Source organism: Winogradskyella immobilis (assembly GCF_021887715.1).
In the GTDB taxonomy this organism is placed as follows: domain Bacteria; phylum Bacteroidota; class Bacteroidia; order Flavobacteriales; family Flavobacteriaceae; genus Winogradskyella; species Winogradskyella immobilis.
Genome location: NZ_JAIQXX010000012.1, coordinates 17509 through 37870, shown reverse-complemented (window position 1 = coordinate 37870; position 20362 = coordinate 17509). Strand labels below are relative to the sequence as shown.

Genomic DNA, 20362 nt, shown 5'->3' with positions numbered 1-20362 from the left:
AGAGATGATATTTTATTACCCAAAATCGCTTTACGATAATTCTGCAAGATGGCACATTTTTCCTTTATTAAAGTCATTAATGAAGGAAGAGAATAATTGGGCGAAAAATTTATCTATCACAGAAAATATAGATGAAGCCGATTGTGTTATATTGCCAATGTCTTGGAATTATTATCATACACACAATAATATTCAAGAGGTTCTAAATTATTATAAGAACCTTCCTAATAACCGCCCAATTGTGTCATTTGTTTTTGGAGATTTTGGAGTTAAAGTACCAAAGACGTTTAGTGGTTATGTGTTTCGCTCTAATGGGGGGAAATCCAAACAGAGTTCAAACCATAAAGGCCTTCCAGTTTTCATAGAAGACCCTATATTAAAATATTTCCCTAATCAGGATGCCATTCCAAAAGCGACATCTAATAAAGCAACAGTTGGATTTTGTGGACAAGCAATTAAATTAGGTAAGAATAGTATTAAAGAAGTTTTAAAAACAGCAGTAAAAAATATGCTTTCTAGCATTGGGTATACTAAACGTGATACAGAACAGCTGATTTCAACAACTTATTTTAGGTGGAAAATTTTAAACAATCTTCAAAAGTCGGATAAAGTTATCAGTAATTTTATTTTAAGGAAAGCATATAGAGCAGGAGTTGCATCAGAAAAAGATAGGCTTTCTACCTCTATAGAGTTTTATAACAATATTAAAGATTCAGATTATGTTATTTGCATGAGAGGTGCTGGAAATTTTTCGACACGATTTTATGAAACATTAGCAATGGGGCGTATTCCTGTATTTGTTAATACAGATTGTTTATTACCTTTAGAAAGCAAAATTAATTGGAAAGAACATGTGGTTTGGGTCGCGTATAATGAGCGACATTTAGTTGCAGAAAAAGTTTATAAGTTTCATAAAAAGCATGATAATACATCCTTAAATAATCTATTTTTAGCAAATAGAAAATTATGGGAAGAACAATTACAATTGTATCCTTTTTTTAATACATTTTTTAATGAAGATTAAAAAGTTTCTTTCAGGAATAAAGTATAAGCTCGAAAACAAGGAGCGAAAACTTGTGGTATCCAATATTTGTGGCGTTTCAATTAAAGCAACACCAGGAACTATTAGAGAAGCGGTAGATCAAGACGATACTTGGTTTTTTTACTTAGCTAAACACAACGATGTTATTTTTGATATTGGTTGTAATGTTGGTTATACAGCTTTATTGGCTATGATTCAAAACCCTCAAAGAGACTACATATTGGTAGATCCCAACCCTCAGGCGTTAAACGAAGCACATTTTAACCTTACTATAAATAACTTAGGGCTTAAGGCTCAATATTTTTCTGGATTTGTTAGCGATAATGACAACAGTAATATGAAATTTTACACTATTGGATCTGGTGCGGCAGGTAGTATGTATGCTTCGCACGCTAAATCTGCTGCTGCTACAAATAGCTTTACTGAGGTTAGTACAGTAACGCTAGATTATTTATATAAGCTCTATGATTTAAAACCAGATATTATAAAAATTGATGTAGAAGGAGCAGAAACATTGGTAATGGAAGGTGCTTACACAGTAGCTAATAAAACCGAATGTGCTTTTTTTATAGAAATGCATAATGTAGAAGGTCTTGGTATGGAAAAAGCAGGTCAACTTATGTTAGATTGGTGTGATAAGGCGAAATATAGAGCATGGTATTTAAAAACTGGAACGGAATTAAAAACGGCTTCAACAATTAAAGATCGTGGTAAATGTCACTTGTTATTGTTACCAGAAGATAAGCCATATCCAGACTACCTAATAGGTATAGAACAGAAAGCGGCATTACCTAAAACACTTTAAAATAGCCACGTGTTTACATTTTTAAAATATTTACAGCCAACGAGTTATTTTTCCTTATCAAGAAATAGTAAAGGCTATGTTTTTCCTATAATAGAATCTATTCCGAAATCTGTTTTAGAACATCTTCAAGGAGATGCAACATACAAAAGTGAAATAGCAAAGAGCTATGATCTAGCATGGCAAGCTATACATAAAGGTTATATTTCTGATGCGAATACAATTCAAACTATTTCTCCAATTCCTTTGCACGATGAATATGTTTTTATAAGAAAAAATTTTAGTTCGGTTTGGGTCTTTTATGTGTTGTTAATTAGAATTTTCAGTTTTAAAAAACCTTTTAAAGAATTTCGTAATTGGTTTATAACAAGATCTACTAATCGCTTTCGTTATATAGAAGATACTATTGTGCATGATGGTTGGGAACAATTTCAATCGCAGTTAATTGCAGAAAGCCCTAAAGTAAGTGTGGTTATTCCAACACTTAATCGTTATCACTACTTAAAAGATGTTTTAAAGGACTTTGAAAAGCAAGATTATACGAATTTTGAAATTATTGTAGTAGATCAATCCGAACCTTTTAATAGCGGTTTTTACGACGAATTTAAACTAAACATAAACGTTATTAAGCAGGCGGAAAAAGCACTTTGGCTAGCTAGAAATACCGCAATTAGAAATGCATCTGGCAAATTTATAGCGCTATCTGAGGATGATGTAAGAATTGAAAGTGATTGGATTTCAAAACACCTTAAGTGTATCGACTTTTTTAAAGCAGATATTTCTGCGGGTGTATTCTATCCTGAAGGGCAAAATCTACCAAAAGCACGTTCGTTTTTTATGATGGCTTCACAATTTGCAACTGGAAATGCAATGCTTTACAAAAGTGTATTCAAAGAGATTGGTTTATTTGATAGGCAATTTGAAAAACAACGAATGGGAGATGGCGAATTTGGTTTAAGAGCTTATTTAAATGGGTTTAAAAGTATTTCTAATCCAGAAGCTTCATGTATAGATGTAAAGGCAGACGTTGGTGGTTTACGTGAAATGGGAAGTTGGGATGCATTTCGAACTAAAAAATGGTTCGCACCGAGACCAATTCCTAGTGTGCTTTATTTCTTTAGAAAATATTTTGGTAACAAAGCCGCGAAGTATGCATTAATGAGAACAGTGCCATTGTCTATAATGCCTTACCAGTTTAAAAAAAATAAGGCGATGCTTATAATTGGAGCATTAGTATCAATCCTTATATTGCCTATAGTTATAGTACAAGTTTTAAAATCTTGGCGAATGTCAAATATAAAGCTAAGAGAAGGTGAATTAATTGAAAGACTAAATTAATTGATAAAGCAAGTTAAAAACATTCTTTTGTTAGTGTCTGAATTCCCACCATTACCAGGAGGTATAGGTAATCATGCTTATAATTTAGCGAAACAACTTCAGAATAATAATTTTGAAGTAACTGTTATTGCAGATCAGCGAGACATTTCTGAAGAAGAACGAAACTTTGACACCGATTTAAATTTTAAGGTATTTAGAGTTCAGCTTAAGAAGCTTCGAGTTTTAATGTACTTTAAGCGTATTTTATTTTTTTTTAATCTTATAAGGAAAAATGATTTAGTGATTGTTTCTGGTAAATTTCCTTTGTGGTTAGGAGCGATAGCAACGTTTTTTTTTAGAAAGCGATTTCTAGCAATAATTCATGGAAGTGAAGTTAATTTTACAGACAGCGTCTTGAATAAATCGATAAATTTCTCACTAAAAAGATATCATAAAATCATAGCTGTATCTCATTATACGAAGCAGCTAGTGTCTCATCTTAATCTTAAAAACATAACAGTTATCCCAAATGGTTTTGATAATTCTAAATGGAGTTTAAATTTTGATAAAGTGCTGAGATTAGAAGGGAATCCGAGTCTTCTAACCGTAGGGAATGTTACGGATCGAAAAGGACAGCTTAATGTTATTAAGCACTTATCCGAATTAAAAAAACAGTTTCCTGATGCGCATTACCATTGTGTTGGTTTTCCAACTCAAAAGGAAGACTTCTTAGCCATTGCCACTGTATTAGCTGTTGAGGATAGTATTACGTTTCATGGTAGAGCAACACATGGCGAACTTGAACAGTTTTATAAGGCGTCTGATATTTTTGTAATGTTAAGTAGCGAAACTAAAACAGGAGATGTAGAAGGCTTCGGAATTGCTTTAATTGAAGCAAACTATTTTGGGTTACCAACAATTGGTGCATTAGGTTGCGGAATTGAAGATGCCATCGATAATTATAAATCCGGAATCTTAGTTAACCATTCAGTTTCTGAAGCATTTATTTCTGCAGTTAAAGAAATTAGACAGAATACACAGACGTTTAGCGAAATGTCCAAGCAATGGGCTTTAAAGCATACTTGGGAGCAAATTATAGTGAAGTATATAAAAGTTATTGAATCATGAAGCTTTGTATAATTTCACATACAGAACATTATAAAACCCATGAAGGGTATATTGTAGGTTGGGGACCAACTGTTGGAGAAATTAATCACTTAACCTCTGTTTTTGACGAAATTTACCATGTAGCCATGTTACATAAAGGCGAAGCACCACCAAGCGCCCTGCCTTATAGGTCTTCTAAGATTAAATTTATTGAGTTGCCTGCTTTAGGTGGGCAAACATTTGGTGCCAAGTTAAGTACAGTATGGAATGCACCAAAAGTTATTTCTGTGGTGAACAAGACACTGCGAAAAGTAGATTATTTTCAGCTTCGAACACCAACAGGAATAGGTGTTTTTTTAATACCTTATTTAACTCTATTTGTAAAAAATAAGGGCTGGTATAAATATGCTGGAAATTGGAATCAAGAGAATCCACCTTTGGGTTATCGACTTCAAAGAACAATGCTTAATAGGCAAAAACGTAAAGTTACTATAAATGGCAATTGGCCAAACCAAGCAGACCACTGTATTACTTTTGAAAACCCTTGTTTAACTCAAGCAGATATAAAATCTGGAACAAGTATTATAGTAACTAAGACAATTAAGGATAAATTCAATTTTTGTTATGTTGGTCGCTTGGAACGTCCAAAAGGAGTAGAGCGAATAATTAAAGGAGTTATTGGATTATCTTCTGAAGTACAAAAACGAATAGGAACCATTCATCTAGTTGGTGATGGAGCTGAAAAGGAAGCGTTTATCAATATGGCAAAGGAAACAAAAGTTGATATTCAATTTCATGGTTTTTTATCGCGTCATAAAGTCTTTGAGATCTATAAAAAATCGCACTTTTTTCTAATGCCAACAACAGCTTCTGAAGGCTTTCCAAAAGTGATTGCAGAAGCTTATAATTTTGGATGTATTCCAATAGTATCAGATGTATCTGCGATTTCTCAATATGTGAAACACAAATTCAATGGATTTATAGTGACTCCTGTTACTAGTGAAGGTGTAACAAGACAACTCAATGAAATACTTGAGCTAGCAAGTGTAGACTATCAATTGTTATTGAAAGAAAGAACTACATTTGTTGAACCCTTTAGCTATGAACATTATAATAACCGGATTATGAACATAATACTAAACCTTAAAAGTGTCAATTAAAAGACGTATAAGAGAAGCAGATCCTTTCCTCCAACTTGTGTTATTGCATATAGGAATGGGTATTTTGTTTTTTATGTTTAAACCTTTTTCAAAAGTATTCTTCTTAATCATAATGGGATATTTCTTGATCAAGATTGTATTATCCCCACCTTCTAAGGTAACTATTAATGTATTGTTGGGGTGTGCTTATTTTGCCGGGGCAGAAATATTATTTCGTATGACCAAAGGAGGAATAGCTTATGAAGCTTCAAAATATTTAGTGATTTTATTTGTTTTAATGGGCATGTTCTATAAAGGCCTATCAGGAAAAGGGTATCCTTTTTTTATATACTTAATTTTATTAGTACCTTCAATTCTTGTGGCCTCTGTGACCTTAACTTTTGATGCAAGATTTCGAACTAATATTGCTTTTGTATTAAGCGGTCCAGTTTGTTTAGGCATAGCAGCGTTATTTTGCTATGATAGAAAAGTGACATTTAAAGATTTGAATAGGGTATTAGCCTATATGGTTTTGCCAATAATCTCAACAACGACTTACTTGTTTTTATATAACCCAAGCATAAAAGCAACTTTGTCTGGTACAGCATCAAATCTTGCCGCCTCAGGTGGCTTTGGCCCAAATCAAGTCGCTACTATTCTAGGTTTAGGAATATTTATTATTGTAGTTAGGTTTTTTTTAAATTCGCCAACGTTATTTTTAAAAATCATTAACTTAATTGTTTTAGGTGCTATGTCATATAGGGCTATAGTTACTTTTAGTAGAGGAGGTGTAGTTGCATCAATAATAATAGTAACTGTTTTTTTAGGCGTATTATATATGCGATCTAGATCTCGCAAAAGAATCAAAATGACGGTGTCTTTTATATCTATGATATTAATTATAATGGGAACATGGACTGTAAGTTCTAACGAAACAAATGGTTTAATAGATAAACGGTATGCTAATCAAAACGCAAGGGGTGTAGAAAAGAAAGATATAACAACAGGCAGAGTTGATTTATTCAAAGAAGAAATTGAGGGTTTTTTAAGTAGCCCATTCCTTGGTATAGGTGCTAGTCGTGTTAAAGATAGGAGAGTTGAAGCCGGCGTGGGACATTTGCCTTCCCATAATGAAATCGGTCGTTTATTATCCGAACATGGGTTTTTAGGGATAATTATACTTATGATATTAATAATTAAACCGTTATCTATTTATCTAAAAAATAAAAAAAACATTTATTTCTTATCCTTTTTTTGTTTTTGGTTTGCAACCATTAATCATTCTGGTTTAAGAATAGCAGCTCCATCATTTATATATGCACTTTGTTTATTAAACGTCACCTATGAAAAACCTCCTATACATAGGAAACAACTTAAGCACTAAAAAAAATAACACCTCTTCCATACAAAGCTTAGGGCGTTTGTTAGAATCTGAGGGGTATCAGTTGCGCTACGCATCAAAATACGTAAACAAAGTGTTGAGGTTGCTAGATATGTTATTGGCATGTATAAGGTTTAAGCGCTGGGCCGATATAGTGATTATCGATACTTATAGTACACAAAATTTTTATTATGCCTTGTTTTGTAGCCAGCTGTGTCGTCTACTGCGTTTGCCCTATTTCACCTCTTTAAATGGAGGCAATCTGCCACAACGCTTAAAAAATAATCCTAGATTTAGCGGTTTTATTTTTAATAATGCCGCTCAAAATATAAGCCCATCGGTATATTTAAAAAAGGAGTTTGAAGCACAAGGCTATTTGGATATGAAATACATCTCAAACACCATAGAGTTAAAAAATTATCCTGTAATCTCAAAAAATTTTAATTCCATACGTTTACTTTGGGTACGTTCGTTTTCTAAAATTTACAACCCCCAAATGGCGGTGAAGGTGCAGCGGAAATTGATGGATATGGGATATGCTGCTGAACTTTGTATGATAGGTCCTGATAGTGATGGTAGTTTAAAAGAAGTAAAAGCACTGGCTAAAGCGTTGAATGTAGATGTTGAGTTTACAGGAAAGCTTTCAAAGACAGAATGGGTCGAAAAATCTAAGAACAGTAACATATTTATCAATACCACAAATTTCGATAATGCCCCAGTAAGTCTTATTGAAGCAATGGCACTTGGATTACCGATTGTATCTACTAATGTTGGTGGTATGCCATTTTTAATTGAGAATGAAAAAGAAGGGCTATTAGTTGAAAAGAGCAATGTTGATGCGATGGTAGAAGCTATAGTTAAGATTTATAAAGAAAAAACAGTGCGAGATACTTTAATTACAAATGGACGTAGAAAAGCAGAAACCTTTGCCTGGTCTGTTGTGAAACAACAATGGAATAACGTATTGCGTTAATATGGCTGTTCGAGCGCAGTCGAGAACTATTCAACATAAAATGAAGTTTCGACTGCGCTCAACCAGATGTAAATATAGATTGTTCTATTATATAGAATAGGTAACCAACTACTGACCTCTATGTTTTTCTATGTCTTAAAAGAGACTTATATTTACCCTGCTATTAATCTGAAGTAATGACAAAAAAAAACGGAATTCATTTTGAAATATCTGAACGTAAAATCCTATTACGTATTATAGATATTTTGATGACTTTTTTAGGCATTTTTATTCTATGCCGATATTTTGAATTTGATTATCTTACAATTAGTATGGCTAACGCCACACCTTTAGCAGTACTTGCAATATACATTTCTATATTTGGGACTATTTTTGAACTATATGATTTACAGCAATCCAGTCGCTTAGATATTAGTTTTAGAAATATTGTGCTCTGCATGTCAACGGTATTATTATTCTATTTATTGACCCCTTTTGTAACCCCTTTTTTACCAGAAGCACGTTTGCAGATCGTATATTTTTTTATAGCACTGGTTGGTTTTGTTTTTATTTGGCGAGTTGTATATAACACATTAATTGAATCCCCTCGTTTTTATAAAAATGTACTCGTTGTAGGTGAACTATCTAATATAGAAAAGGTTGTAAATACATTATCTTCAGCGGATCCTAATTATAAATTTGTAGGTTTTATTAATAGCGAATTAACATCTGAAGATTCTATCACTTATAAAGGTCTCAAAGAATATCAGCCACAACATTTAGCTACAATTATTTTAGAAGAACATATTTCTGAAATTTTAGTAGCAACGACTAATGTAGAGCATATTACAGCAGACTTGTATCATGAATTGATGTTGTTGTTAGAACGTGGTTTTAAAATAAGAGAATATACACAGGTTTATGAAGAGGTTACTAATAAGGTCCCGATTCAATTTGTAGGAAAAGATTTTTACAAGTATTTCCCATTTAGTAGAAATAATGAAAACCAACTTTATCGTTTTTTTCACCGTATGTTCGATATTATTGTTTCTCTAATCGGAATTGTATTTGGGTTAGCTATTCTGCCTCTAATTTTTATTGGCAACCTAATTTCTAATAAAGGACCTTTATTTTATATACAAGAACGTATTGGGCAAAATAGTACCTTGTTTACCATATACAAGTTTAGGACAATGGTAGTAGATGCAGAAAGTAATAGAGCACAATGGGCTCAAAAAAACGATTCAAGAGTTACTAAATTTGGTAAGTTTTTAAGACGTTCTCGTATTGATGAAATTCCACAATTCTTTAATGTGTTAATGGGACATATGAGTATAATTGGACCAAGACCTGAGCGTCCATTTTTTGTAGCTGAGTTGTCACGTTCAATTCCATTTTACGAAACGCGACATATCATAAAACCAGGGCTTACAGGTTGGGCACAAGTAAATACAAGATATGGGGCTTCTGTAGAAGACAGCTTAACTAAATTACAATACGATCTATACTATATAAAGCACCGAAGTTTTTTTTTAGATGCTAATATTATTCTAAAAACGTTAAGTACAGTATTGTACTATAGAGGTCAATAATTTAAATTCAATTATTTTCAACTTTAGTTAAGCGTAATAGAAATATATAACGTAATAAAAAAGCAAATAGAAGTGGTATTAATGTAATACCGAAAATTTGCAAACCAATTATCCAGTGAAGCGTCATCAATGTCATTAGAATAATTAAAAATTTAAGAAATCCTTTAATCCAATTGGTTTTTAGTTTTTTAGAAAAATTAAAAATTAAAATAATATTTAAAGGAAAAGCCCAGAGTAAATTGTAATTGTATTTTGTAGCTGAATGGTCTGTGCCAAACCATAAAAAGAGTATGCCAATACCAATAAAACCAGTTATAAAAAAAATCAATGTATCTAGCCATTTTGTACGTTTACCTTTTTTATAGTCTAAGTAGGTTCTGTATAGTATTAACAATCCTATAATGCTTAAAACTATAAAAGGACTAAAAAAAGAAAATGTTTTATAACCTAAAGAACTACTTTTATATATAGCTTTAGATGATTTTACTAAAGGAGCATCATTAAGCATCTTAGCTTCACTAAAAAAACTATGAATATAATTAGGTAAGAACATGAACTCATCAGGAGTAGCTTTTCTATCAATCACTGAGCCTAAAGCGATATCTATACCAACACTTCCCCAAGTATTATGCCCAGTATGTTGATGTATTAATTGCCTAAACGTTTTAGATGTATAATCTTTTGGAGTATGAAACATAGTAGTTTCATCTGTTGAGGTTTGTACAACGTCTCTAATCTTGGTAGCACAATTATCAAAAAAGAAATCGTATAAATAAGCTCTATTTTCTGGTTTATAATTAGTGGTTAAATAATTGTATAGATCTTGTTTTTGTTTAATTGTAAGGTTTAAAACCTGTTCTTCAATAGTCCTATCAAAATATGTGTAACGACGATAGAATCTAGAAAAAGCCTCTTTACTAATCAGATAATTGAGTTTCCCTTGAGCAAATTTTAAATAGAAATTTGGAGTATCAAAATCGTATTCACCATAACCATAAACAGTATCAATTCCTCTTGTTTCATCTTTAATACGAAAAGCATTATGTCCAAATGCATCGTTTAATGATGTTCCTGGTCCAATGGTGATTACAGAGATTTCACATTGAGGAGAAATAGGAATCTGACTCCAAACTGATAAACACAAGAAAAGCAAAATTGCGAATAAACTGTATTTCTTCATTTTTTTTGAAATTACCTAAAAATACTAAAATCTAATTTTAATGAGAATACGTTTGAATATAGTGCTGCACTTTGATCTCCGATATCTGTAAATGCATAATCAACCTCAATGCCTTTATACTTAAAGCCAACTCCAAAATTAGGCTGAAATGTTAAGTTTTCAGAATTATCTATTTGTAATTCGTTTTGAAAATTTCCTACTCCAGCTCTTAAAAACACTAAATCAGTATATCCAAATTGAAATCCTAATGCGGGAGCAATACTAGCAGCACTTGTAGAAATAATATCATTAGTTTCAGCAAAACGAACATTTAAATTAAAAGCAGCTAATAATGAATAATCGTAATGGAACAACCAAGATTTAGATAAACCTAATTCTAGTTTAGGTAATGTAATTTCTGTTTTTTCAGGTAAAGTTTGGTTTTGACCTTCAATAGCTCCACTAATTTTTTCAAAATTATCTTCATCAAACGTCCACGTATTATAGGTTGTTGTAATATCTCTGGCCATAAACCCAAATTTCCAATCGTTATTGGTTTCAAACTGAATACCAGCATCTAAACCAAATCCCCATGCAGATGCAAAATCACCAATAACACGTCTTATAACTTTAGCATTAATACCATAGTTTAATCCATCAAGAGGTAATTTTCTAGCATAAGATACAGTAAGCGCATAATCTGCAGTAGAAAAAGTACTTATTCGATCAAAGTTAATAGCACCTTGGTCGTCTATAAGTTGCGTCGTATCTAAAATATCATCAACTCCAAACCGAATTAAAGAAATGCCAATAGCACTTCGGTCATCTAGTGGTTTAGCAAAAGCAATGTAATTGTAGTTAGCTATGTTAGCAAAGTAGCTCGAGTGCATTAAAGCGAGTTGATTATCTTCAAGGTGAACTAAACCAGCAGGATTCCAATACCCCGAATTAACGTCAGAAGTTGTTGACACCACAGCATTACTCATTCCTAAAGCAGCAGCATCTACGCCAATATTCAAAAATTCATTTGAGTATTTTCTAGAAGTTTGCCCAAAAGAAGATAATGTTACTAATGTTAAAAATACTATATAGTAATTTTTCAATAGCTAATTTTTTTACAAAGATGCACAATATTTTTATCTATTAAACAGTAAAAATATAGACTTATTGCCTTATAGAAGCCATAATACTAAATACTTTTATATTTTTACATAAATCTAATTTATGAGTATAAAACAACACGTTCCAAACTTTGTAACGCTTTTAAATTTACTATCAGGTTGTATAGCAGTTATTTTTGCTGTTAATGATCATTTTATTGCCACAGCATTATTTGTTTGTATAGGAATATGTTTCGATTTTTTTGATGGATTTTTAGCTCGTAAACTTAATGTTCAAAGCGCTTTAGGGCTTCAATTAGATTCTTTAGCAGATATGGTAACTAGCGGGTTGGTGCCTGGAATAATAATGTATAAGCTTATTGCCTCAGCAACAAATGCCAATGGTGTTTTTGTGGTAGAAGAAGGTTGGAATAAAATTATTAACTTAGGTGGTGGCCAAATAAGTTTAATTGCTTCTATAGGTTTATTAATTACGTTAGCTTCTGCATATCGTTTAGCTAAATTTAATATTGATGAAGATCAACAAATGTATTTTAAAGGCTTACCAACTCCAGCAAATACACTTTTAATACTATCAATGCCACTAATTTTGTATTATCAATATTCTGTAACAGTTGCCGCTTTATTTACTAACACATGGTTTTTAATAGGTGTTACACTAGTAAGTTGCTATTTATTAAACTCTAACATTAAGTTGTTTGCATTAAAATTTAAGGATTGGAGTTTTAAATCTAATGCTATGCGTTATCTGTTTTTAATATTAAGTGTAGTCTTACTTATTACATTAAAGTTTATAGCAATTCCTGCTATTATTATATTATATGTTTTAATATCATTATTTAATCAAAAACAAATCAACTAAACTATGGGTCAAATTATTTTTACACTACTAATGCTTGTCTTATTACAAGCTGTTTTAGGATTTGATAATTTACTATATATCTCTTTAGAGTCTAAAAAAGCTCCACAATCCGATCAAAAGCGTGTTCGTAAGGTTGGGATATTAATTGCTATTATTCTTAGAATTGTATTGTTATTTGTATTAGTATCTATAATCGATTTTTTTCAAGATCCTTTTTCATTTTTAACAGGTCATATTGATGAGGTTTTAGAGTTTGCTTTTAACGGTCATAGTCTAATTGTATTAGCAGGTGGAGGATTTATTATTTACACGGCCATTAAAGAAATTTGGCATATGATTTCTACTAAAGATTTAAACCATGATGTCGAAGGAGGCAGTAAACACACCAAATCATCTAACGCTGTAATTACAAGTATCGTTATTATGAATTTGGTATTTTCTTTTGATTCTATCTTAGCAGCTATTGGACTTACTAACGAAATCGAAAATTCTACAACAGCTTTTATAGTTATGGCAATAGCTATAGTAGCGAGTGGATTGTTAATGCTTATTATGGCAGATAAAATATCAGCTTTTTTAGCTAAAAATAGAATGTACGAAGTTTTAGGATTGTTTATATTATTTATAGTTGGTATTATGTTAGTTACTGAAGGTGGTCATTTAGCACATTTAAAAATCTTTGGTAATGAAATTGTACCTATGAGTAAAACAACTTTCTATTTTGTGATTGTCGTTTTAATTATTGTAGATGTTGTTCAAGGTCGATATCAAAAGAAATTGATAGCGGAAAATAATACGATAGAAAAGAAGAAATAATTAAATAATATTTTAGCGTTTAAAATTCTAACTTCTTTTTACGCAATTCAAAATTTTGTCCAAGGTATACTTTACGTACCATTTCGTCATTAGCTAATTCTTCGGGTTCACCAGCTTTAAGAATACTACCTTCAAACATTAAATAGGTTCTGTCTGTAATGGCTAAAGTTTCTTGTACGTTATGATCGGTAATTAAAATACCAATATTTTTTTTAGTCAATTTTGCGATAATACGTTGTATATCTTCTACTGCGACAGGGTCAACACCAGCAAAAGGCTCATCTAATAAAATAAAATTAGGGTCAGTAGCTAAAGCACGTGCAATTTCGGTTCTACGACGCTCACCACCAGAAAGTAAGTCACCGCGGTTAGTTCTTATATGCCCTAATCCAAATTCTTCAATAAGAGACTCCATTTTATAGAGCTGTTCTTTTTTAGATAATTTGGTAAGTTGTAAAACGCTTAAAATATTATCTTCAATACTCAACTTTCTAAATACAGAAGCTTCTTGTGCCAAATATCCAATACCATTTTGTGCACGTTTGTACATAGGAAATTTAGTGATATTGGTATTGTCTAAAAAAATATTTCCACCATTTGGTTTAATGATACCAACAATCATATAAAAAGAAGTGGTTTTTCCGGCTCCATTAGGGCCAAGTAAACCTACAATTTCTCCTTGGTTAACCTCAAGAGAAACATCTTTTACAACTTTTCGTCCGCTATAGGACTTCATTAAATTTTCGGCGTGTAACTTCATGCGTTATATTTCTGTAACTAAACGTTAAAAGTACTAAAATAGTACAGAACAGTCTATAGGTTTAAAAAGACTTAACGTTTAACTTTGATTTTCTAAAGCCTCCCAAAACTCATAAGCACGTCTTAAATGTGGTATTACAATAGTGCCACCAACTAAAGTAGCAATACCTAAAGCTTCACTTACTTCTTCTTTAGATAAACCTTCGTTATAAGCAGTTTCTAAATGGTACTGTATACAATCATCACAACGTAATACAGCAGAAGCTACTAAACCTAACAATTCTTTAGTTTTTACATCTAATGCGCCAGCTTGGTAAGCATTAGTATCTAAATTGAAAATGCGTTTTATAATTTTATTATTATCGGCTAAAATTTTATCATTCATTTTAGTACGATATGCATTAAATTCTTTTACAATATCAGACATGTCTTTTAATTTTTATGCTGTTTGTTGTTTCCGTTTTTGATTCCTTACCACAATTGCAGAAATATATATACTTACTTGATATAATATTAAAATAGGAATAGCTACAATCACTTGACTTGTAATATCTGGTGGAGTGATTATCGCCGCGAGTATTAAAACAATAACCAATGCAAACTTACGATACTTACGAAGCGTAATAGGAGTAACTAAACCAACTTTGGTTAAAAAGTAAATAATAATAGGCAGTTCAAATACTAAACCAGAAGCCAATACAGATGAGCGTACAATAGCTATGTAAGAACTGAGATCAAACTCATTAATGACTTTATCACTTACACTATAATTAGCTAAAAAATTAAGTGATAAGGGTACAATAACATAATATCCAAAAAGTACCCCAATAAAAAATAACAGCGAAGAAATAATAATAAATCCTTTTGAGTTTTTACGTTCATTAGTTTTTAACCCTGGACTAATAAATTTCCATAATTGATAAATAACATAAGGAAAGGCAATAACAAGGCCAGCATAAATTGAGGTCCAAATATGTGCAGAAAACTGCCCAGCTACTGTTCTATTTTGAATAGTAAATGGTAACTCTTCAGCACAAAAAGAAGTTTCTACACCAACCAGATTAGCCATACTACATAGCCATCTATACGTAGCAAAATCCATATTAGATGGCCCAAAAATGACAACTTCAAAAAGAAACGTCTTAAACATAAAAGCAACAATACCAGCAATGACAATGGCGAGTGTTGCTCTAATAAGATGCCATCTTAGATCTTCGAGATGATCGAGAAAAGACATCTCATTGATATTCTTTTTTGCCATTAGATGATTCCTTCTTTTATTAAATCGTGAAGATGAACCACACCAGCATAATTACCGTCTTTTTCAACTAGTAATTGAGAGATTCCATGAGCTTCCATAATTGCTTTAGCATCAACAGCCATAGCATCTTCATTAATTCTTCTAGGATTGCTACTCATTATATCTTTAGCAGTTAAAGCAGAAATATCATCACTTTTGCTTAGCATACGTCTTAAATCTCCGTCAGTAATAATGCCTACAATTTTATTGTTTTCAGTAACAGCTGTAACTCCAAGCATTTTCTCAGAAATTTCTACAATCACTTCTTTTAAACCTGCACTTAAAGAGACTTCGGGTTTTAGATTTATAGACGATAAATCGTTAACTCTAAGGTATAAACGTTTTCCTAAAGCACCTCCAGGATGATATTTTGCGAAATCATTACTAGAAAAACCACGTAATTTTAATAAACAAACAGCAAGTGCATCTCCCATAACTAATTGAGCTGTAGTACTTGTTGTAGGTGCCAAATTATTAGGACAAGCTTCTTGTTCAACAAAAGTGTTAAGAACATAATCCGCTTGTTGCCCTAAAAAAGAATCTGTATTTCCGGTAATAGCAATCATGGTATTTTTAGCATTCTTAATTAAAGGAACAAGTACTTTTATCTCGGGCGTATTTCCACTTTTAGAAATACAAATAACAACATCATCTTCCAAAATTAGCCCCAAATCTCCATGAATAGCATCAGCGGCATGCATAAATACAGCAGGTGTTCCTGTAGAGTTTAAAGTAGCCACAATTTTATTGGCAATAATGGCACTTTTACCTATCCCAGTTATAATAACACGACCTTTAGATTTGTATATTATCTCGGTGGTTTTTGCAAAATCTTCAGTAAGCAGATTTACTAAATTTGTAATAGCTTCACTTTCAAGAGTTATTGTGCTTTTAGCGATCTGAAGAATGGATTGCGTTGTGTTCAAAATTTATTGATTTTTGTTTTTTTCTAGTTTAAAGAAATTGTTATCTTTAAACTTATTGCAAAAGTACATGATTTTTTTCATTAGAAAATTTTATGAAGCCTAATGAAAAAAAATATTTGAGCTAATAAAATGGTTACTGATGTAAAATTAAATTTTGTGCTTTTTTAAAATAAAATTTAATTTCTTACAGAAGAAATGTAAATATAAAATAGGAATAGGGATTAATGAGTACTATAGAAATTGACTTGCATTCTGAATTAAAAAAATACTTCGGTTTTTCAAAATTTAAAGGACTTCAAGAAGACGTTATTAAAAATGTAGTTGCTGGTAATAACACCTTTGTTATTATGCCAACAGGTGGCGGAAAATCTTTATGCTACCAATTACCAGCTTTAATTAAAGAAGGTACAGCTATTGTGGTGTCTCCTTTGATAGCTTTAATGAAAAATCAGGTCGACGCCATTAGAGGAGTTTCTGAGCATGAAGGCGTTGCACACGTACTCAACTCTTCATTAAATAAAACTGAAGTTAAGCAGGTAAAAGAAGACATTACTAATGGTATAACTAAATTGTTATACGTTGCACCAGAGTCTTTAACTAAAGAAGAATATGTAGAGTTTTTACGTACGGTAACTATATCTTTTTTAGCGGTTGATGAAGCACATTGTATTAGCGAATGGGGACACGATTTTAGACCAGAATACAGAAACTTAAAACATATTATAAAGCGGATTGGAGATAATATTCCAATTGTAGGTTTAACCGCAACAGCAACACCTAAAGTACAAGAAGATATATTAAAGAGTTTGGGTATGCCTAATGCGGTAACGTTTAAAGCGTCTTTTAATCGACCTAATTTATATTACGAAGTACGTCCAAAAACTAAAAATGTAGATGCAGATATTATTCGTTTTGTAAAGCAGAACGAAGGTAAATCTGGTATTATCTATTGCTTAAGTCGCAAACGGGTTGAAGAATTAGCACAAGTTTTACAGGTTAATGGTGTTAAAGCTGTGCCTTATCATGCAGGTTTAGATGCAAAAACGAGAGTGAAACACCAAGACATGTTTTTAATGGAAGATACTGATGTCGTTGTTGCAACGATTGCGTTTGGTATGGGAATCGATAAACCCGATGTACGTTTTGTAATTCATCACGATATTCCAAAGAGTATAGAAAGTTATTACCAAGAAACAGGTAGAGCTGGTAGAGATGGAGGTGAAGGTCATTGTTTGGCTTATTATGCTTATAAAGATATAGAGAAACTAGAAAAATTTATGTCTGGCAAACCTGTGGCTGAACAAGAGATTGGGCATGCGCTTTTACAAGAAGTGGTTGCTTTCTCTGAAACTTCGGTGTCTCGACGAAAATTTATATTGCATTATTTTGGTGAAGCGTTTGATAATGAAACGGGTGAAGGAGGAGATATGGATGATAACATACGCTATCCAAAACCAAAGAAAGAAGCCAAAGATGATGTGCATATTATATTAGATACTGTTGCTAAGACTAATGAAAAGTATAAATCTAAAGACTTAGTACAAGTTTTAATAGGGAAATCTAACGCATTAATATCCTCACATAAAACCGATTTACAACCTTTTTTTGGAGTAGGTAAAGCTAAAGAGTCAAGATATTGGATGGCCTTAATTCGTCAAGTTTTAGTGGCTAAATTATTACGAAAAGATATAGAAACTTACGGAGTTTTAAGATTGTCTGAAGCAGGTAGAGCATTTATTGATACTCCAGAATCTTTTATGATGACTGAAGACCATGTCTTTGATGAAGGTACTGACGATGGTATTATTACCAATTCAAAATCTGGTGGTGCTTCGGCTGACGAAAAATTAATGGGCATGCTAAAAGATTTACGAAAATCTAATGCTAAACACCTAGGTGTTCCGCCATTTGTTATTTTTCAAGACCCATCTTTAGAAGATATGGCGTTAAAATACCCTATAACCATACAAGAACTCTCTAATGTACATGGTGTAGGAGAAAGCAAAGCCAAAAAATATGGAAAAGACTTTATAGGATTAATTCAAGATTATGTAGAAGACAATGATATTATTCGCCCAGAAGATATGATAGTGAAATCTACTGGGAGTAATTCTGCATTAAAACTATACATTATACAAAACGTAGATAGAAAGTTACCACTTACAGATATTTCGTCTTCAAAAGGTATGGATATGCAAGCTTTTATTAAGGAGATGGAGGTCATTGTATTTTCAGGAACTAAACTCAATATCAATTATTGGATTGATGAAATTTTAGACGAAGATCAACAAGAAGAAATCCACGATTACTTTATGGAATCTGAAACCGATAAAATAGAAGATGCTATTGAAGAATTTGATGGAGATTATGAAGAGGAAGAACTACGTCTTTACCGTATTAAATTTATGAGCGAGGTGGCGAATTGATATGCGAATAACAATTATAAAGTCATGATTAATTATTTTAATAAGAATGTCTATCAATATTTATAAGAAAATAGTTTTATTTCACTCTTCCTCATCCAAAGCAACATACCTAGTAAACACAATATTCTGAGATTTGTCGGAGATTATAATTTGAGTTGTTTTTTCGTTTTGTAATTGTTCTAAATCAGAATTTTCAATTTCAAAATCAACTTTAGTAATATGCCTTCCTTTTATTGAAGTAGCGTCAGATTCTAACTCATCAGTATCAGACTTTAATGTCATTACAGTAGATTCACTTTTGAGTGTTATAGATATACCTTTTACTGTTTTTATATGAAATTGACCTACAATTACAGTCTGAAAAAAGGAGTAACCGCCTAATTCATTAAGTCCTGCAAAGAGTACATTATGTTCAGAGATTCCAAAAGGTTCACTTTCAATATCATTTAAAATAGCAGTAATATTATCTTCTGTTTTGGTTTTAGTGTCCTTTTTGCCAAAAATGTTAGTTAATGAGAATCCCATGCGTTTTAAATTTAGGCAAAACTAACTTTAAAAAACTAATTCTCAAATCTTCAATCTAAATTCGTAAATCATAAATCATTGCCTATCTTTGCAGCCTTAAATAAAATGATAAAACAATGCAAGACGGTTTATACGCAAAGTTTAATACAAGTAAAGGTGCAATTTTAGTAAACTTAGAGTTAGAGAAAACTCCAGGTACAGTTGGTAATTTTGTAGCTTTAGCAGAAGGTAATTTAGAGAATTCAGCAAAGCCTCAAGGAACACCATATTACAATGGTTTAAAATTTCATAGAGTTATTCCAGATTTTATGATTCAAGGAGGTTGTCCTCAAGGTACAGGAACAGGTAATCCTGGTTATAAATTTGATGACGAAATTCATCCAGATTTAAAACACGATAGCCCAGGAGTATTATCAATGGCAAATGCAGGTCCAGGAACTAATGGGAGTCAATTTTTTATTACACATATAGCTACAGATTGGTTAGATGGTAAGCATACTGTTTTTGGTAAAGTTGTAGAAGGACAAGATGTTGTTGATGCAGTAGCACAAGGAGATCTTATAGAAAGCCTAGAAATTATTCGTCAAGGATCAGAAGCAGAAGCTTTTAATGCAGTTGAAGCTTTTAGAACTTTTGAGGGAGCAAGAGAAAAACGTATTGAAGCAGAACGTGAAGCTGCTAAGGCAGAGTTGGATAAATTAGCTTCTGGTTTTGAAGAAACAGCTAGCGGATTACGTTACCAAGTTATTCAAAAAGGTTCTGGTAAAAAAGCAGAAAAAGGAAATATGGTTTCTGTACACTATAAAGGACAATTAGCAGATGGTACTGTATTTGATTCTTCATATAAACGTAATCAACCACTTGATTTTCAGGTTGGTGTTGGTCAGGTAATTGCTGGTTGGGATGAAGGTATTTGTTTACTTAATGTTGGTGATAAAGCACGTTTAGTTATTCCTAGTGATTTAGGTTATGGTAGTGCTGGTGCAGGAGGAGTCATTCCTGGAGGAGCAACTTTAGTTTTTGATGTTGAGTTGATGGATATAAAATAAGCAGAGCATCACTTTTGTATTTTAGCAAAAGTGAATAAATTGCTTATACTTATATAAGGCACGTAACAAAATTTAAAAAAAATCGTC

At 32.0% G+C, this 20362-nt stretch carries 19 protein-coding genes; 12 read left to right on the top strand and 7 right to left on the bottom strand.

Going from position 1 to position 20362, the window contains the following annotated elements:
- The first annotated feature begins 4 nt into the window (after positions 1-4).
- The 8 genes from K8Z87_RS09810 to K8Z87_RS09775 all read left to right on the top strand — a co-directional run bounded on the left by K8Z87_RS09810 (position 5) and on the right by K8Z87_RS09775 (position 9332).
- Positions 5-1024 carry an exostosin domain-containing protein gene (locus K8Z87_RS09810; RefSeq protein WP_227477368.1) on the top strand — a complete coding sequence of 340 codons (1020 nt, stop codon included), beginning with the start codon at positions 5-7 and terminating at the stop codon, positions 1022-1024.
- Positions 1014-1847 (top strand): FkbM family methyltransferase, encoded by an 834-nt coding sequence (locus tag K8Z87_RS09805; RefSeq protein WP_227477367.1) that lies wholly within the window; start codon positions 1014-1016, stop codon positions 1845-1847. The genes K8Z87_RS09810 and K8Z87_RS09805 overlap by 11 nt, the downstream gene beginning before the upstream one ends.
- 9 nt (positions 1848-1856) lie before the next feature.
- Complete coding sequence (locus K8Z87_RS09800; protein WP_227477366.1) at positions 1857-3182, top strand: glycosyltransferase family 2 protein; 1326 nt, start codon at positions 1857-1859, stop codon at positions 3180-3182.
- A gap of 33 nt (positions 3183-3215) precedes the next feature.
- Complete coding sequence (locus K8Z87_RS09795; RefSeq protein WP_227477364.1) at positions 3216-4289, top strand: glycosyltransferase family 4 protein; 1074 nt, start codon at positions 3216-3218, stop codon at positions 4287-4289.
- Positions 4286-5428, top strand: a complete 1143-nt coding sequence (locus K8Z87_RS09790; RefSeq protein ID WP_227477363.1) for a glycosyltransferase — start codon at positions 4286-4288, stop codon at positions 5426-5428. The genes K8Z87_RS09795 and K8Z87_RS09790 overlap by 4 nt, the downstream gene beginning before the upstream one ends.
- A complete protein-coding gene (locus tag K8Z87_RS09785; RefSeq protein ID WP_227477362.1) occupies positions 5418-6791 on the top strand; it encodes an O-antigen ligase family protein in 1374 nt (457 codons plus the stop codon). The genes K8Z87_RS09790 and K8Z87_RS09785 overlap by 11 nt, the downstream gene beginning before the upstream one ends.
- The gene (locus K8Z87_RS09780) at positions 6751-7761 is read left to right on the top strand and encodes a glycosyltransferase family 4 protein (RefSeq protein WP_227477361.1); all 1011 of its coding nucleotides are present in this window, start codon (positions 6751-6753) and stop codon (positions 7759-7761) included. Before K8Z87_RS09785 ends, K8Z87_RS09780 begins: the two co-directional genes overlap by 41 nt.
- A 176-nt stretch (positions 7762-7937) precedes the next feature.
- A complete protein-coding gene (locus K8Z87_RS09775; protein WP_227477360.1) occupies positions 7938-9332 on the top strand; it encodes a sugar transferase in 1395 nt (464 codons plus the stop codon).
- 7 nt (positions 9333-9339) lie between these two features.
- On the opposite strand, the gene K8Z87_RS09770 is transcribed toward K8Z87_RS09775, so the two are convergent.
- The gene (locus K8Z87_RS09770; RefSeq protein ID WP_227477358.1) at positions 9340-10512 is read right to left on the bottom strand and encodes a lipoprotein N-acyltransferase Lnb domain-containing protein; all 1173 of its coding nucleotides are present in this window, start codon (positions 10510-10512) and stop codon (positions 9340-9342) included.
- A gap of 11 nt (positions 10513-10523) precedes the next feature.
- Positions 10524-11594, bottom strand: coding sequence for a putative type IX sorting system protein PorV2 (locus K8Z87_RS09765; RefSeq protein ID WP_227477357.1), 1071 nt, complete (start codon positions 11592-11594; stop codon positions 10524-10526).
- A 121-nt stretch (positions 11595-11715) separates the two neighbouring features.
- Here K8Z87_RS09765 and K8Z87_RS09760 point away from each other — a divergent pair, with 121 nt between their 5' ends.
- Together K8Z87_RS09760 and K8Z87_RS09755 are read left to right on the top strand one after the other, a co-directional pair.
- Entirely contained in the window at positions 11716-12474 is a 759-nt protein-coding gene (locus K8Z87_RS09760; RefSeq protein WP_227477355.1) for a CDP-alcohol phosphatidyltransferase family protein, read from the top strand.
- Between the two features lie 3 nt (positions 12475-12477).
- A complete protein-coding gene (locus tag K8Z87_RS09755) occupies positions 12478-13290 on the top strand; it encodes a TerC family protein (RefSeq protein WP_227477353.1) in 813 nt (270 codons plus the stop codon).
- A 19-nt stretch (positions 13291-13309) separates the two neighbouring features.
- On the opposite strand, the gene lptB is transcribed toward K8Z87_RS09755, so the two are convergent.
- The 4 genes from lptB to K8Z87_RS09735 all read right to left on the bottom strand — a co-directional run bounded on the left by lptB (position 13310) and on the right by K8Z87_RS09735 (position 16275).
- Complete coding sequence (gene lptB / locus K8Z87_RS09750; RefSeq protein WP_227477351.1) at positions 13310-14050, bottom strand: LPS export ABC transporter ATP-binding protein; 741 nt, start codon at positions 14048-14050, stop codon at positions 13310-13312.
- A 78-nt stretch (positions 14051-14128) separates the two neighbouring features.
- On the bottom strand, positions 14129-14476 hold the full coding sequence (locus tag K8Z87_RS09745) for a carboxymuconolactone decarboxylase family protein (protein WP_227477350.1): 348 nt from the start codon (positions 14474-14476) through the stop codon (positions 14129-14131).
- Between the two features lie 12 nt (positions 14477-14488).
- Positions 14489-15310: a twin-arginine translocase subunit TatC gene (gene tatC, locus K8Z87_RS09740; protein WP_227477349.1), complete on the bottom strand. Its 822-nt coding sequence runs from the start codon at positions 15308-15310 to the stop codon at positions 14489-14491.
- Positions 15310-16275 (bottom strand): KpsF/GutQ family sugar-phosphate isomerase, encoded by a 966-nt coding sequence (locus K8Z87_RS09735; RefSeq protein WP_227477348.1) that lies wholly within the window; start codon positions 16273-16275, stop codon positions 15310-15312. The genes tatC and K8Z87_RS09735 overlap by 1 nt, the downstream gene beginning before the upstream one ends.
- Positions 16276-16499: 224 nt before the next feature.
- Between K8Z87_RS09735 and K8Z87_RS09730 the strand changes: the two genes are divergently transcribed.
- Complete coding sequence (locus K8Z87_RS09730; protein ID WP_227477347.1) at positions 16500-18701, top strand: ATP-dependent DNA helicase RecQ; 2202 nt, start codon at positions 16500-16502, stop codon at positions 18699-18701.
- A gap of 81 nt (positions 18702-18782) precedes the next feature.
- Here the strand turns inward: K8Z87_RS09730 and K8Z87_RS09725 are convergent, their stop codons facing one another.
- Positions 18783-19226: a hypothetical protein gene (locus tag K8Z87_RS09725; protein WP_227477345.1), complete on the bottom strand. Its 444-nt coding sequence runs from the start codon at positions 19224-19226 to the stop codon at positions 18783-18785.
- A gap of 116 nt (positions 19227-19342) precedes the next feature.
- On the opposite strand from K8Z87_RS09725, the gene K8Z87_RS09720 reads away from it, so the two are divergent.
- Positions 19343-20275 carry a peptidylprolyl isomerase gene (locus K8Z87_RS09720; RefSeq protein ID WP_227477344.1) on the top strand — a complete coding sequence of 311 codons (933 nt, stop codon included), beginning with the start codon at positions 19343-19345 and terminating at the stop codon, positions 20273-20275.
- The last annotated feature ends 87 nt before the right edge of the window (positions 20276-20362 follow it).